Source organism: Lysinibacillus sp. IITD104, assembly GCF_036698265.2.
GTDB classification, from domain to species: domain Bacteria; phylum Bacillota; class Bacilli; order Bacillales_A; family Planococcaceae; genus Lysinibacillus; species Lysinibacillus boronitolerans.
Genome location: NZ_JBAHYH020000001.1, coordinates 233,638 through 248,108, shown reverse-complemented (window position 1 = coordinate 248,108; position 14,471 = coordinate 233,638). Strand labels below are relative to the sequence as shown.

At 32.9% G+C, this 14,471-nt stretch carries 12 protein-coding genes and 1 pseudogene; 3 read left to right on the top strand and 10 right to left on the bottom strand.

Annotated features, from left to right (window positions below; translation table 11 throughout):
- Nucleotides 1–28 precede the first annotated feature (28 nt).
- Nucleotides 29–235 carry a copper chaperone CopZ gene (gene copZ, locus V1L66_RS01290; protein WP_009374080.1) on the bottom strand — a complete coding sequence of 69 codons (207 nt, stop codon included), beginning with the start codon at nucleotides 233–235 and terminating at the stop codon, nucleotides 29–31.
- 452 nt (nucleotides 236–687) lie between these two features.
- A complete protein-coding gene (locus V1L66_RS01285) occupies nucleotides 688–1,017 on the bottom strand; it encodes a four-helix bundle copper-binding protein (RefSeq protein WP_009374082.1) in 330 nt (109 codons plus the stop codon).
- A gap of 317 nt (nucleotides 1,018–1,334) precedes the next feature.
- Here V1L66_RS01285 and merR point away from each other — a divergent pair, with 317 nt between their 5' ends.
- The 3 genes and pseudogenes from merR to V1L66_RS01270 all read left to right on the top strand — a co-directional run bounded on the left by merR (nucleotide 1,335) and on the right by V1L66_RS01270 (nucleotide 4,878).
- Nucleotides 1,335–1,727, top strand: a complete 393-nt coding sequence (merR, locus tag V1L66_RS01280; RefSeq protein WP_001863748.1) for an Hg(II)-responsive transcriptional regulator — start codon at nucleotides 1,335–1,337, stop codon at nucleotides 1,725–1,727.
- A 28-nt stretch (nucleotides 1,728–1,755) separates the two neighbouring features.
- Nucleotides 1,756–3,396, top strand: a complete 1,641-nt coding sequence (gene merA / locus V1L66_RS01275) for a mercury(II) reductase (RefSeq protein WP_002440486.1) — start codon at nucleotides 1,756–1,758, stop codon at nucleotides 3,394–3,396.
- 159 nt (nucleotides 3,397–3,555) lie between these two features.
- Nucleotides 3,556–4,878: pseudogene (locus tag V1L66_RS01270) on the top strand (ISL3 family transposase).
- Nucleotides 4,879–5,415: 537 nt separating this feature from the next.
- On the opposite strand, the gene V1L66_RS01265 reads toward V1L66_RS01270, so the two are convergent.
- The 8 genes from V1L66_RS01265 to V1L66_RS01230 all read right to left on the bottom strand — a co-directional run bounded on the left by V1L66_RS01265 (nucleotide 5,416) and on the right by V1L66_RS01230 (nucleotide 14,157).
- Entirely contained in the window at nucleotides 5,416–7,518 is a 2,103-nt protein-coding gene (locus V1L66_RS01265) for a copper-translocating P-type ATPase (protein WP_009374088.1), read from the bottom strand.
- A 226-nt stretch (nucleotides 7,519–7,744) separates the two neighbouring features.
- A complete protein-coding gene (locus V1L66_RS01260; protein ID WP_009374089.1) occupies nucleotides 7,745–8,917 on the bottom strand; it encodes a D-alanyl-D-alanine carboxypeptidase family protein in 1,173 nt (390 codons plus the stop codon).
- Nucleotides 8,918–9,082: 165 nt separating this feature from the next.
- Entirely contained in the window at nucleotides 9,083–9,817 is a 735-nt protein-coding gene (locus V1L66_RS01255) for a sulfite exporter TauE/SafE family protein (protein ID WP_009374090.1), read from the bottom strand.
- 21 nt (nucleotides 9,818–9,838) lie between these two features.
- Complete coding sequence (locus V1L66_RS01250; RefSeq protein WP_009374091.1) at nucleotides 9,839–10,765, bottom strand: F510_1955 family glycosylhydrolase; 927 nt, start codon at nucleotides 10,763–10,765, stop codon at nucleotides 9,839–9,841.
- A 12-nt stretch (nucleotides 10,766–10,777) separates the two neighbouring features.
- On the bottom strand, nucleotides 10,778–11,455 hold the full coding sequence (locus V1L66_RS01245) for a response regulator transcription factor (protein WP_009374092.1): 678 nt from the start codon (nucleotides 11,453–11,455) through the stop codon (nucleotides 10,778–10,780).
- Nucleotides 11,456–11,471: 16 nt separating this feature from the next.
- Nucleotides 11,472–12,833, bottom strand: a complete 1,362-nt coding sequence (locus tag V1L66_RS01240) for a HAMP domain-containing sensor histidine kinase (RefSeq protein ID WP_009374093.1) — start codon at nucleotides 12,831–12,833, stop codon at nucleotides 11,472–11,474.
- A gap of 40 nt (nucleotides 12,834–12,873) precedes the next feature.
- Nucleotides 12,874–13,407, bottom strand: a complete 534-nt coding sequence (resA, locus tag V1L66_RS01235; RefSeq protein WP_036075026.1) for a thiol-disulfide oxidoreductase ResA — start codon at nucleotides 13,405–13,407, stop codon at nucleotides 12,874–12,876.
- 39 nt (nucleotides 13,408–13,446) lie between these two features.
- Complete coding sequence (locus V1L66_RS01230; RefSeq protein ID WP_009374095.1) at nucleotides 13,447–14,157, bottom strand: cytochrome c biogenesis CcdA family protein; 711 nt, start codon at nucleotides 14,155–14,157, stop codon at nucleotides 13,447–13,449.
- Between the last annotated feature and the right edge of the window lie 314 nt (nucleotides 14,158–14,471).

Here is a 14,471-nt window from a genome sequence, read left to right as displayed (position 1 = left end):
AGAGTGCATTTATGCACTCTCAAAAATATTATTTTACCTCATATCCCTGTTCTTCTATTGTTTCCTTAATTTTCTCAAGCGATACTTGGGATTCATTAAACGATACTTCAACTTGTGCATCTTTTAAATTCACGTTTACTTGATCAACACCTTCTAATTTCCCTAAACTTTTTTCAACAGTATTTACACAATGACCACATGACATTCCAGTTACCTTTAAGATTCTATTTTCCATAAAAATCCCTCTCTTTTGAAATATTTTTATAAAATGTAAAAGGGTATTAATAATTTTTTTATATTTCCTTTTAACTTTCGAATTGTGATTTTAACTTATATTGGCTTCATCACTTTTAATGCAGTTTATCATTATCAAACAAGCTTTCTTTAAACGATAAATTTGTAATTACATCATCACCGTAAATTATCAACCTCCTCTAAACACACATTCATGTTACCATACCCCAGTTAGGTATGTAAAGTGGTGTTTTAATTTACTATATGCGTCACTAATTATGCAGTATATGTTAAATATCACGTTTATTTAACATTCAAACACTGTGACTTAATTAAATTTTTTAGCAGTCCATCAAAAAACTCTGCTCCTAAATAAGCAGAGTTTAAAACATTTTCGCGTTAGAAGAATTACTTTTATTTATCATTGATTCTTCATTTATAAAATCAAATCTTCTACACAGCCATTTTTTTACATACTTCAGCGCATCGGTAACATGTTTCTGCACATTCTTGGCAATGTTTATGATGTTCATGTTTTTTACAAACATCACCACATGCCTGACAAATCTCAGCACATAATTGACAAATTTGCTTTACGAATGGACTACCAGACTGCATCGATTTAGCAGAAAATGCACAAATATCGGCACATTCTCTAAGGGTACGAATGCACTCCGCTAACATTTTAACATCATCTTCTTCTAGACATTCATGATAACATTTATTACATTCCTTCATACACTCTAGACAAGCTTTAATACATTCTTCATAGCTCATTTTCAATTTTAAATACCTCCTGTTAATTTAGTCTGTCTTATTATAACCACTCCTATTTACTATATACCCCATTCAATCATAACTAATCTTCCCTATTGATATTAAACGGGTCTTCGGAATATATAGTGGAATTACTTTCTTAATAGTTTAAAAACAACTGGTGTTTAAATCGGATTTTCTGGTGGGATGTTAGGATAATCAATAGTATTATATAAAAGTATCAATCACATACGAGTGATACTTTGGGAAAAAAATAAAATAGTCCAATTTACTTGACCGTGTACTATGGTACACGGTTTATAATATTCATGGGGTGAAATAAGATGATTTATCGCATTAGTGAGTTTGCAGATAAATGTGGAGTTAATAAAGAAACGATCAGATATTACGAGCGAAAAAATTTATTACAAGAACCTCACCGAACGGAAGCTGGTTATCGGATATATTCATATGATGACGTTAAGCGTGTTGGGTTTATTAAACGAATACAGGAACTTGGTTTTTCTTTAAGCGAGATTTATAAATTACTTGGTGTTGTAGATAAAGATGAAGTTCGTTGTCAAGATATGTTCGAATTTGTTTCTAAAAAACAAAAGGAAGTGCAAAAACAAATAGAGGATTTAAAACGAATTGAAACTATGTTAGACGACTTAAAACAACGATGTCCAGATGAAAAGCAATTACATTCGTGTCCAATAATAGAAACATTAACATGAGAGATTAATTAACGAAAGGAGCTTTTTTATGAATAAATTTAAGGTAAACATTTCAGGAATGACTTGTACGGGTTGTGAAAAACACGTAGAATCAGCACTTGAAAAGATAGGTGCTAAAAATATTGAGTCTAGTTATCGTCGTGGTGAAGCAGTATTTGAACTGCCCGATGATATTGAGGTTGAAAGTGCAATAAAGGCGATTGATGAAGCAAATTACCAAGCCGGAGAAATTGAAGAAGTATCATCACTAGAAAACGTGGCGTTAATTAATGAAGACAATTATGACCTTCTTATTATTGGTTCTGGTGCTGCTGCCTTTTCTTCGGCAATTAAAGCTATAGAATACGGTGCAAAAGTTGGAATGATTGAGCGTGGAACGGTTGGGGGAACCTGTGTGAATATTGGCTGTGTTCCGTCAAAAACTCTTCTTAGGGCAGGGGAAATCAATCATTTATCAAAAGACAATCCGTTTATAGGTTTACAAACATCCGCTGGAGAAGTGGATTTAGCTAGTTTAATCACGCAAAAGGATAAATTGGTGAGCGAACTTCGGAATCAAAAATATATGGATTTAATTGATGAATATAATTTTGATTTAATTAAAGGTGAAGCAAAATTCGTTGATGCTAGTACGGTTGAGGTCAATGGGGCAAAGTTATCTGCAAAACGCTTTTTAATTGCAACAGGTGCATCGCCTTCGTTGCCCCAAATTTCAGGACTTGAAAAAATGGACTATTTAACTAGTACAACACTTCTTGAGTTAAAGAAAATACCAAAACGATTAACTGTAATTGGTTCAGGATACATTGGAATGGAGCTTGGACAACTATTTCATCATTTAGGTTCAGAAATAACGCTTATGCAAAGAAGTGAGCGACTTTTAAAGGAGTATGATCCTGAGATTTCAGAGTCAGTTGAAAAAGCGTTAATTGAACAGGGTATAAACCTTGTCAAAGGGGCAACTTTTGAGCGTGTTGAACAAAGTGGAGAGATAAAAAGGGTTTACGTAACAGTAAATGGCAGTAGAGAAGTCATTGAATCAGATCAGTTACTTGTTGCCACTGGAAGAAAACCAAATACGGATTCTTTAAATTTAAGTGCAGCAGGTGTTGAAACTGGAAAAAATAATGAAATCCTGATCAATGATTTTGGTCAAACAAGTAATGAAAAGATTTATGCAGCAGGAGATGTGACTTTAGGACCACAATTTGTATATGTAGCAGCCTATGAAGGTGGAATTATTACTGATAATGCTATTGGTGGATTAAACAAAAAAATAGATTTATCGGTAGTTCCTGCTGTTACGTTTACGAATCCGACGGTTGCAACGGTTGGTTTAACAGAAGAACAAGCAAAAGAGAAAGGGTATGATGTGAAGACATCTGTATTACCTTTAGATGCTGTTCCAAGAGCAATTGTAAACCGTGAAACAACCGGTGTATTTAAACTAGTAGCAGATGCAGAAACACTAAAAGTATTAGGGGTTCATATTGTATCTGAGAATGCAGGAGATGTCATCTATGCAGCATCATTAGCTGTTAAATTTGGCTTAACGATAGAAGATTTAACAGAAACCCTAGCACCATATTTAACAATGGCTGAAGGGCTAAAATTAGCTGCACTTACGTTCGATAAAGATATTTCGAAATTATCTTGTTGTGCAGGCTAAGGGAACTTTTTTACAACTCCCTATTCAAGTGAACCAGCTAATGCTTTAAGGGATTTTCTAAGTGCATTTGTGGTCACAAAAATAATTTAACACTGATGATTTCGACATCAAATCTATAATTGATACCTTAACACCGCAGAGTAATAAAGGATGAATAATATGTCAGACTTATTATCCCTACCAGACATTAAAACAATAGAACCGCCACAAGAAAATGAAACCGATATGATGTTTAAAGTTGAAGCAGTCGGACCACCTGAACGTTGTCCTGAATGTGGTTTTGACAAGTTGTACAAACACAGTTCAAGAAATCAACTAATTATGGATTTGCCCATTCGTTTAAAGCGAGTGGGCTTACAATTGAACCGTAGACGATACAAGTGTCGTGAATGCGGATCTACCTTCTGGGAACGCCTAATATCTGTAGATGAAAAGCGTAGTATGACCAAAAGGCTTTTAAAGTCCATTCAAGAGCAATCCATGTCTAAGACCTTTGTAGAAGTCGCAGAAAGCGTTGGTGTTGACGAGAAAACCATTAGGAACGTTTTTAAGGACTATGTGGCACTCAAAGAACGTGAATACCAGTTTGAAACTCCTAAGTGGCTTGGGATAGACGAGATACATATTATCCGTAGACCTCGGCTTGTATTGACTAATATTGAACGCAGGACTATTTATGACATCAAGCCTAACCGTAACAAGGAAACAGTCATCCAACGTCTTTCAGAAATCAGTGACAGGACTTACATTGAGTACGTCACAATGGATATGTGGAAGCCCTACAAAGACGCAGTGAACACTATCCTTCCACACGCTAAAGTTGTCGTAGATAAGTTTCATGTAGTTAGAATGGCTAATCAAGCCTTAGATAACGTCAGAAAGTCTTTGAAAGCCCATATGAGCCAAAAAGAAAGACGTACCCTTATGCGTGAAAGGTTTATCCTTCTAAAGCGTAAACACGATCTAAATGAACGTGAATCATTCCTCTTAGATACTTGGTTAGGTAATCTTCCTGCTTTAAAAGAAGCCTATGAACTCAAAGAAGAGTTTTACTGGATATGGGATACTCCTGATCCAGATGAAGGTCATCTTCGTTATAGTCAATGGAGACACCGTTGTATGTCCAGCAACTCTAAAGACGCATATAAAGACCTCGTGAGAGCCGTAGACAACTGACATGTCGAAATATTCAACTACTTTGATAAAAGGCTCACTAATGCTTATACGGAGTCAATTAACAGCATTATTAGGCAGGTAGAGCGAATGGGTAGAGGTTACTCGTTTGATGCCTTACGAGCCAAAATCCTTTTCAATGAGAAGCTCCATAAAAAGCGTAAGCCACGATTTAATTCAAGTGCTTTCAATAAAGCTATGTTATACGATACTTTCAATTGGTATGAAGTGAATGATCACGACATTACAGACAACTTTGGTGTCGATTTTTCCACACTTATTAAGAATTTGGAGAAGGGTGATTTATAAGCCCTTTTCCACCATAAAATCCGAATACCCTATTAAACTAAGAGAAGCTTCATGAGACCTATCATCATACTAATTATGATTCCCATTCCTATGATTGAATAACTAATTACTTTTAAGTCATCTTTTTTTTGCAATCGACAGTATTTTTTATAACTAACTTCTCCATTTGCGAACATAAGACCAAATTGATCAGGTTTAATTGAATAAAATACACCATTCTCGTCTTCTAAAATTAGTTTTGTTATAAGGTTCTCCCCGTTCGATTTTTGATTATGAGTATTGCTTCTCGAGCCTTCAATCCTCACCACTTTGTATATGGAGTTCCCCAAAATCTTTTCTGTTATATGAAAAGCTTGATCTTCTATAAAGTTGTTATTTATACACACTTATATCCCCCCTCTGTTCACTAAGCTTCTGATATACTATATGTAAAATTTAATATATAGTTTTAACTAATCAGGAAATTGGAATCTTTTTTTTACAATATAATAAAAATTCGTCAAATTATATTTGACGAATTTTTTGCTTCATCTTTACTTATTCGATTTTGAGCAATTGTGCATTTATTGCACATATAATCGTACTTAAGGACATGACAGCAGCTCCAATTGCAGGTGTAATAACAATACCTACACTATATAAAACGCCTGCAGCTAGTGGAATTGCAAGAATGTTATAACCAGCTGCCCACCCTAAATTTTGGACCATTTTTTTATGACTAGCTTTCGATAGCTTTAATGTATTCAGAATGTCCTCTGGATTGCTGTTTACCAGTACTACATCTGCAGTTTCAATGGCCACATCTGTGCCTGCACCGATCGCAATACCTAAATCTGATTCAGCCAGTGCAGGCGCATCATTAACACCGTCACCAACCATTGCAACTTTCGAATTTTCTTCTTTTAGTCCTTTCACCTTATTAGCTTTTTCATGGGGTAATACTTCAGCAATAACTTTCGTCATGCCTAGTTTTTCACCAACATATTTTGCTACACGCACGTTATCACCTGTCATCATAACGGTTTCAATACCTAAATCACTCAATTCTTTTATAACCTTATAAGAGGAATCCCTTATTATGTCTGCTAAAGCAATCATGCCTAAAAATACATTATCCTTTAATATAAAAATAACGGTTTTACCTTGTTGTGCAAGTTTTTCGTAAGTACTTTCATCGAAGCTAATATTTTTTTCTTTTAAAACATTTGGACTAACAATTGCAATTTCAGACCCGTTAACATTAGCCACTAACCCTTTACCTGTTAAATTTTTAAAACCTTTTACTTCAGATACTTTTATATTTTGCTTCTTACCCTCTTTTACAATTCCCTTTGCTATTGGATGTTCAGATTGAATTTCTACAGAGTAAGCAAGCTTTAATAATTCTTTTTCGCTAACCCCTGTAACTGGATGAATATCCGTTATACCAAAATTACCTTCAGTTAAGGTACCAGTTTTATCAAACACAATTCTATTGATTTTAAATGCGTTTTCAAATGAAGTACGATTCCTAATTAATAAACCCTTCTTAGCAGCAATAGATGTAGAACGTGATGTTACTAAAGGAGTAGCTAGACCTAAAGCATGAGGACAAGCAATTATTAAAACTGTCACCATTCTTTCTAATGCAAAATCAAAGTCATCTGTTGACCACCAATAAACCAGTGTGATAATACCTGCAACAATAGCGACATAGAATAACCATTTAGCGGCTGTATCAGCAAATCCTTGAGCTTTTGATTTAGTTTTTTCTGCATCGCTTACTAATTGGATTACTTGTGCAAGATAAGTGTCACTGCCTGTTTTACTAACATTTATTTTTAGTACACCCTCTCCATTAATTGAACCCCCAATGGCCTCCATACCTACCTTTTTTTCAATAGGAATTGATTCCCCAGTTAACATCGATTCATCAACTGTAGAGTGTCCTTCAAAAACTATTCCATCAATGGGAATTTTCTCGCCTGGTTTTACTAGTATTTGATCACCTGGTTTTAAATCTTCAACAGATACTTCAATAAGGTTGCCTGATGCATCTAACTTATGAGCTTCTTTAGGCATTAATTTAATTAACTCTTCTAATGCTTTTGAAGCACCCATTATTGATCTCATTTCGATCCAATGTCCAAGAAGCATAATAACAATTAAGGTTGCTAATTCAAAAAAGAAGTCACTTCCTTCAATGAAAAATGCTGTTAGTGAACTATAGACATAAGCTGTTACGATAGCAAGAGTAATTAATAGCATCATCCCAGGAGTTCTATTTTTCAATTCACTCCATGCTCCAAGTAAAAATGGTTTTCCTCCATAGAAAAAGACTATTGTTGAAAGTAAGAATAGTAATAATGTGTCACCAGCAAAATTTACTTTATATCCAAGAAGCATCTGAATCATCATGGATAAATATGATATTGGAATCGTTAATACTAAAGATACCCAAAACCTTTTCTTAAAATCAGAAATCGAATGACCATGGTGTTTGTTGTTACCCTCGCTTTGATTATGTTGATGATGATTGTGTTCATTATTTTTCTTATTGTTAGGGCTGTAATTTTCATGAACATCTTGCATATGATTTGTTATTGGTTCATGCGAAACATTATGATTGTGGATGTGGTCTCTTTTTTCTTTTCTCTCCATCAAATATCACTCCTCTAAATATAAATCAGATGTGTACTATTTTTTTAGTGAATGTTCCCTCATTTTTCTTGAATTCATTTCTCCTAGGTTTCCTAGAAAAAATATTTCTTATTTAATCTTAATTTACCCCAAAGTTATGCAAAAATTATGAATTGTAATTTGAATAAAATTATTATTTAACAAAAAAAGAATGAGGATAAAAATGTACCTCATTCTTTGTCTTAATTTATATTAATTTCTTCTTTCGAATAAACTTTAAATAGATGAATAGGACGAAAATAAACATTACGCTAAATTTTGTGTACACCGATGCATCCTGATTTAAATTCGAGTCCTCTGTGTCTTTATGAGTTACATTTTTATTTATTTTACTATTGGCATTTTCTAACTGAAAAGATGCGATAGTATCCTGATTTTGATTTAATAGCTCTAAATGACCCTTTCCAGAGATTCTTTGACTAACTGTTTCATGTTGTAAAACTATATAATCGAGTTTTTCTTTGGTCTTAAAGGACATTTCATCAATTTTATATATTTTTCCCATCGGAATATTCCTAGACTCAAAATTCTCAAATGCATAATCAAGAAGTTCTATTGTATCGTTATAGGCCATGTCTTCTGTTTGCGCTTTAAGCGTTACGACAATAACCGATATATCGTTTCTTGTTGCTGTTGTTATAAGAGTTATTCCTGATTCATCAACATATCCAGTCTTTCCACCCGTTATTCCTTCATAAGGTCGCTCTCTCATTAATTTATGATGACTATAAAGAGTAGTATCCCACGATTTGCCATCCCAATTAAGTTCCTTTAGACCAAAAATTTTACGAAACTCCTTATTTTGCATTGCGTATTTCGTAATTTTTGCTAAATCTTGTGCAGTAGTTTTATGATCTGGATCATATAGTCCATGGGGATTTACAAAGTTCGTATTTTGTATTCCAATATTCTCTAAATATTTATTTATACTAGTCGAAAACTGTTTTACAGACCCATCCAAATGCTCAGCAATAGCAATACCTGCATCATTACCAGAATTCACAAGTAAGCCTTGAATAAGCTTTCTTAGATTAACCTTTTCTCCTTCTTCTAAAAAAACCCTAGTTCCTTCAACTTCTCTAGCATTTTTACTAATTGTGACAATGTCTTCTAGGTTCCCTTTTTCAATTGCATATATTGCAGTTGCTATCTTTGTTAAGCTAGCAGGAGCCATCTTCTGATTTGGATTTTTTTCATATAAAATTCGCCCCGTTTTTTCATCTATTAATATAGCAGCTTCACTGCTAATCAAAGGAGATTCGACCTTCATTGCGCCATGAACTCTATAAACAAAATTTGAACCTAGTATTAAGAAGATTACTACTAAAATCGCAACCTTTTTTATTAAATGTGTTTCCATATTATTATTCTCCTCATAGTAATCTACACATGTATCTTAGAAAAAATATGTGGAGAAAATATGGAGAACAAGTTACGTAATCTAAACTTAACACTTGTAACAATAGTGATTTCTATTAATGTTTGAAAAGCAATGTACTTTTATTTGTTTCTAAATTATTTATATTTACATTCCCCAATAAGTAATTGTGTCAAAAATTCCAATAATAAAAAGAGTAACTCCGGCTATTTTTTGAATAAACCTACCTACTTTAATACTTTTCTTCATTACTAATCCCTTAATATCAAAGTACCATATAAAAAATAAGATGATGACAAGAGGTATTGATGTTGCCAATCCAAATATTGCAGGTAACACTAATCCATATGAAGTCGACATAACGGTTGGCATTAGCCATACAAAATAGAGTACAAACATTGTTGGACAGAATGCAATTGCAAAACTAGCTCCTAGAAAAAAGGAACCAATATAACCTTCTTTTAGTATAGTAGGAACGTTCTTTGAAATTCGATTTAATATTCTTAACTTTATTGTCCCCATTAACACAAGTCCGGTAAGTATTAATAGAGGACCAATCAATTTTCGGAAAACCGGAAAGAAATTAATTATTTTGTTTTCAAATGTTTGTCCAAATGCCCACGCCAACAAACCAATTGCACTATATACTATGACTTTACCCATAATAAACGAAACGATCTCTCTCCAATTACTACCTAATTGGATAGTACGATTACCATATAACGTAATAGCGCTAATATTTCCAGTCAGTTGACATGGAGCAAATGCACCTATCAACCCAAGGAGGATAGATATAATGATTGGGGAATGCTCATATGAATTTAAGAATACAGAAACTGGTTCACTTATGGTTTGACTAATTTGAGACATCAAATTATACATCTCAATCACCCTTCAATAACCTTATTTTATTTTTAATTCCCCTTCTGAAGCTAATTTATCCCACGATTCCCCTTCGTTCTTAGAAAGATAGAAGTTAAGATTATTTGTTACAAAAGTAATTTCTTCTCGATTAGTAGGATTAGAAGCGATATAAATAATTGGGTCTTGCATTATCTCGTTTGGGAGTTGTATATTTTTTTCTTCTTTACTATCCAATGAGAATGATCTAAGGGAAACAGAATTTGAGTCATAGTTTGTATAGTAACCCCCATTCTCATTTAAAGTTACGTATGTAACCATTTGAGTAGACTTAAGTAATTTAAAGTTAACTCCATAGTCATTCGAAACAAAGATTCCATCTTTACTACCAATTGCAACTATTTCTTTTTTGGAAGGGTGAGCTGATAAATTAGAAACAAACTCGGAATTAAAGCCATTCATAGCTGATTCAGTCCAAGACTTCCCTTCATCAATTGAATAATGCAATCCACCACTCATATTCTCTGTAGGTGTTTCATTAATGACATAGATTGTATTCGAATCATAACCAGCTGCAAGATAATGAAAATCAATTTCGCCGTAAAAGGCTAATTGTTCTAGATTTGCTCCTTCATCTGTACTTTTTATAACTCCTAAAGGGTTTTTAAGGTTTGAGCCTTCCTCAGGATGTCCACTTGAATAGAAGCCATCTTTGACCGCCTGAAAGCCCATATAGTCATGTTTTTGGCTGTTCGCTTCTTCCCAACCCTTTACACCATATTTATACAATCCTCTATGTGTTGCAATTACAAAATCACTTTTACCATTTATATATCCCAAACCATGTATATGTTCAATTTTTGGGTTATCCACTTCTTCAAATGAATAACTATCTTTTTCTTTTGAATTACAAGCACTTAAAACTAAAACAATAACTAATAGACCTAACCAAATTTTGTAATTTTTCATACTTTTCTCCTTTTAACTCCATTTATACCCTATTCCCCAAACCGTTTTAAGGAACTCATCGGTAGGAAAGTCAGATTTACTTAATTTTTCTCTTAGATTTCTTATATGTGAATCAACAGTCCGCGTATCTGTATCTGTTTCATATTCCCATGCAGCATGCAGTAATTCCTCTCTTGTAAATGTCTTAGAAGGTCGAGATATTAATGCTTTTATAATTAAAAATTCTTTTAAAGTAAGTTGCACACTTGAATTTTGGTAGTGTAGAGAATATGTTTCTTTATCTAAAACAAAATCTTTAAAAGTGATATTTTCATTATCCTTTTCAAATCCGACAATTCTACGCAAAACAGCATTGATTCTTGCTATTAACTCTCTTTCATCGAATGGCTTGGATATATAGTCATCTGCACCTAATAAAAGTCCCTTAGCTAAATCAGATTTATCAGCTCTTGCAGTTAGCATTATAATGGGTACTTTTGAAAATTCACGAATAGATTCACAAACATCCCATCCATCCATTTCAGGCATCATAACATCTAATAAAACGAGATCGATATTTTCTTTCTTAATTCTCTCTATTGCCTTTATTCCGCTCTTTTCTTTAATACAGGTATATCCATGTGGAATTAAAAATAATTCGACTAAATCGAGCATTCTTTCTTCATCATCCACAATCAAAATTGTCTGCATATTTAACCTCCATGTGTTATATGATCACCGTAAATGTACTTCCTTCTCCAAGTTTACTTTTGACTTCAATGGTACCATTGTGTGCTTCTACTAATTCCTTCACAACAGCAAGTCCAATTCCTGAACCACCATATGCACGAGAACGTGATTTCTCAACACGATATAGCTTCTCAAAAATGAAGTCAATTTCTTCTTGTGGAATGCCAATACCTGTATCAATAACCTCAATTCTTGTTTTCCCTTCATTTTTACAAGCCTTTAATGTTACCTCTGTATTTTCCTTTGAATATTTCAAAGCATTATCCAATAGGTTTATGACAATTTGCTCTAAACGTAATGGGTCAGCATATATTTGAAAATCTTCAGTGCAAACAAAGTTCAACTTAATATTCTTGAGATCATATGAAGGAGCAACAAGTTTACATATTGCTTCGAAAAAATATCGAGCAGAGAAAGATTCTTTCATGACAGTAAATGTGTTTTCGTCCATTCTAGCCAAGTCTAATAAATTTTTTACCAATTCCTTCATTCTATTGGACTCTTCAACAATAATTTCAAGATACTGTTCTCTTTGTTTCTTACTTAGACTCTCTCTCATCGCTACTTTTGAATATCCAATTAAATATGTCAACGGTGTACTTAATTCATGAGCCACTGACGCCAGAAATTCATTCCGGTCTGTTTTTAAACGTTCTAAATCATTGGCTAATTTCTGAATTGAACTTGCTAACTCACCAAGCTCGTTTTTACTTTTAATTGCAAGCTTTACATTAAACTCACCTTTGCTTAATTTCTCTGTTGCCTCTTTCATCCGTATTAAAGGTCTTGTTATAACTTTTGACAGAACCGCGTAAACAATAAAAAGTACAATAAAACTTGTAGCACCTGCCATACCAAAATGTTCAGTTAATTCATGAACCATCTTATTAAGAGAACCAGTACTTTGTAGCATTAAAACGTATCCAGATTGATTTGTATTTGAGATATAAGGATGCACACTCATAATATAAGGGGATTCTTTCCAGTTAGAAGTCAATAATTCATCTGTTTCTACGTCTACGTTCTTTATTAAAGAAACTATTTGTCCACTTAAAGATTCACTAATATCTGAACTACCAATGATATTTCCTTTATTATCGGTAATGATCACCGCACGATCTTTACTTTTTTCCATCAAAACGATATGTTTTATTGTAGTTTCAGAAAAATTTTCAATTAAAACATCTCTATGATTAGCACCATTCGCCAATAATGTATAATATTCTTCTTCAACTCTCGAATTAATTATATTTCGATGAAGATAAAACATAAGAAATAAATCCATTATTAGCACTACAATAAAAAAACACGATGCTAATTTTGTAGAGATTTTGTTCACTAATTTTTTCACCTCTCTTATTAGTCTAAAAAATTATTACTTAGTCTGGTAAAATTTGTTCCATGTAACTCTTTATATCCTGTTCTTTCATTTCTCCAGTGATTATTTTTTCTATTTTACCCTCTGAATTAATAAGAATAGTCGTTGGTAATGGATTTATATTATATGCTTCCATTACACTTTTGTTTTTGTCAATTAATACCGGAAAAGTTAAACCTTTTCGGTCAATATAATTTTGAACCACGAAGTCGGATTCTGCTATATTTATAGCTAATACCTGTATACCTTTTTCTTTATATTCCTTATAATATCTATCTATAATTGGGAATTCCCTTTCACAGGGTTTGCACCAAGTCCCCCAAAAGTTTAAAAAGACACCTTGTCCTTTGTATTCCTCCAAATTATGTTTATCACCATACATATCAACTAGAGTAAAATTTGGAGCATTATCCCCTATTTGTAATACTTCATTTTTTTCTTTAGTTAAAGTTGTATATACTGTAAATAATATTGCCCCAAATAATACAATTAATATAATTGAACGCATAAGAAATCGTCTCTTTTTTTTATCCATAATTAAGTTTGGTTCCTTCCCCTCTTATATGATATAAAACTAAAAGCCAGTAAATCCTCCAAAAATAGGTGTTAAAAACGCAATAATTTTAGTCATCATATCAAAGTACAATAAAACCCCCATCAGAATCATTATTGCACCACCTATTTTCATAAACAGTCCATTTTTTCTTTGAAGAAACTTCATTTTTCCAATAAATAAGGACATTATTAGGAAAGGTATAGAGAAACCTAGCACATAAAATAACATGTACAACATTCCTTGCCCGGGGTTAGACACTCCTAAAGCTATTACTCCGGCAAGAATTGGTCCAGTACAAGGTGTCCATCCAGCTGCAAAACCCATACCAATAAGTACTGAGCCAAAATATCCTTTGGGCCTTTTTTTAAAACTAATCTTTTTTTCCGATTGTAAAATATCGAATTTAAAGAAACCTAGAATAACTAATCCAAAAAAGACCATGAAAATTGCTCCAAATTGCCTTAGTAACTCTTTATACTGAATAAAAATCTTTCCGATAAAAGAAGTTGAGAAACCTAATGCCATAAAAATAATAGAAAAACCAAGTAAAAAAAGCAGGGTATGTATTAAAGACTTTCGTCTTAAGATCCCTTTCTCTTCTTTTAGTTCATTAAAGGATATTCCTGTTATATAAGATAGAAAAGCAGGATACAATGGTAATGAACAAGGTGATACAAATGATAATAATCCAGCCCCAAATGCAAGTATTAAATTTAATTGTTCTAACAAATACTCTCACGCAACCTTTCTACAGAACATTTAAAAATAAAGTATAGACTATAAATGTGGAGAATATATGCATATGTTGATACATATCAAAATTAAGAAGTTTATTTTTGATACCTTTCTACAACTCATTAATTAATAGCAATTTTTTTTTAAAAAAAGTTTTAATTCCTGCTCTAAGGATTATAATTCAACGGTAATAATGACAAAACAAAACCCTGGCACAGTAGACAATGTACCAAGGTTATTTTAATGTACCTACTTTATATATATATAGTTAGAAAAATGAAAGGTTTGAAAGCCATTTTGAAAAAACA

Bases quoted from the DNA above. Each gene is read 5' to 3' on its own strand.
- V1L66_RS01255 (WP_009374090.1), bottom strand. From the start codon at position 9,817: ATGTATAATTTGATGTCTCAAATTAGTCAAACCATAAGTGAACCAGTT.
- V1L66_RS01250 (WP_009374091.1), bottom strand. From the start codon at position 10,765: ATGAAAAATTACAAAATTTGGTTAGGTCTATTAGTTATTGTTTTAGTT.
- V1L66_RS01245 (WP_009374092.1), bottom strand. From the start codon at position 11,455: ATGCAGACAATTTTGATTGTGGATGATGAAGAAAGAATGCTCGATTTA.
- merR (WP_001863748.1), top strand. From the start codon at position 1,335: ATGATTTATCGCATTAGTGAGTTTGCAGATAAATGTGGAGTTAATAAA.
- resA (WP_036075026.1), bottom strand. From the start codon at position 13,407: ATGGATAAAAAAAAGAGACGATTTCTTATGCGTTCAATTATATTAATT.
- merA (WP_002440486.1), top strand. From the start codon at position 1,756: ATGAATAAATTTAAGGTAAACATTTCAGGAATGACTTGTACGGGTTGT.
- copZ (WP_009374080.1), bottom strand. From the start codon at position 235: ATGGAAAATAGAATCTTAAAGGTAACTGGAATGTCATGTGGTCATTGT.
- V1L66_RS01265 (WP_009374088.1), bottom strand. From the start codon at position 7,518: ATGGAGAGAAAAGAAAAAAGAGACCACATCCACAATCATAATGTTTCG.
- V1L66_RS01260 (WP_009374089.1), bottom strand. From the start codon at position 8,917: ATGGAAACACATTTAATAAAAAAGGTTGCGATTTTAGTAGTAATCTTC.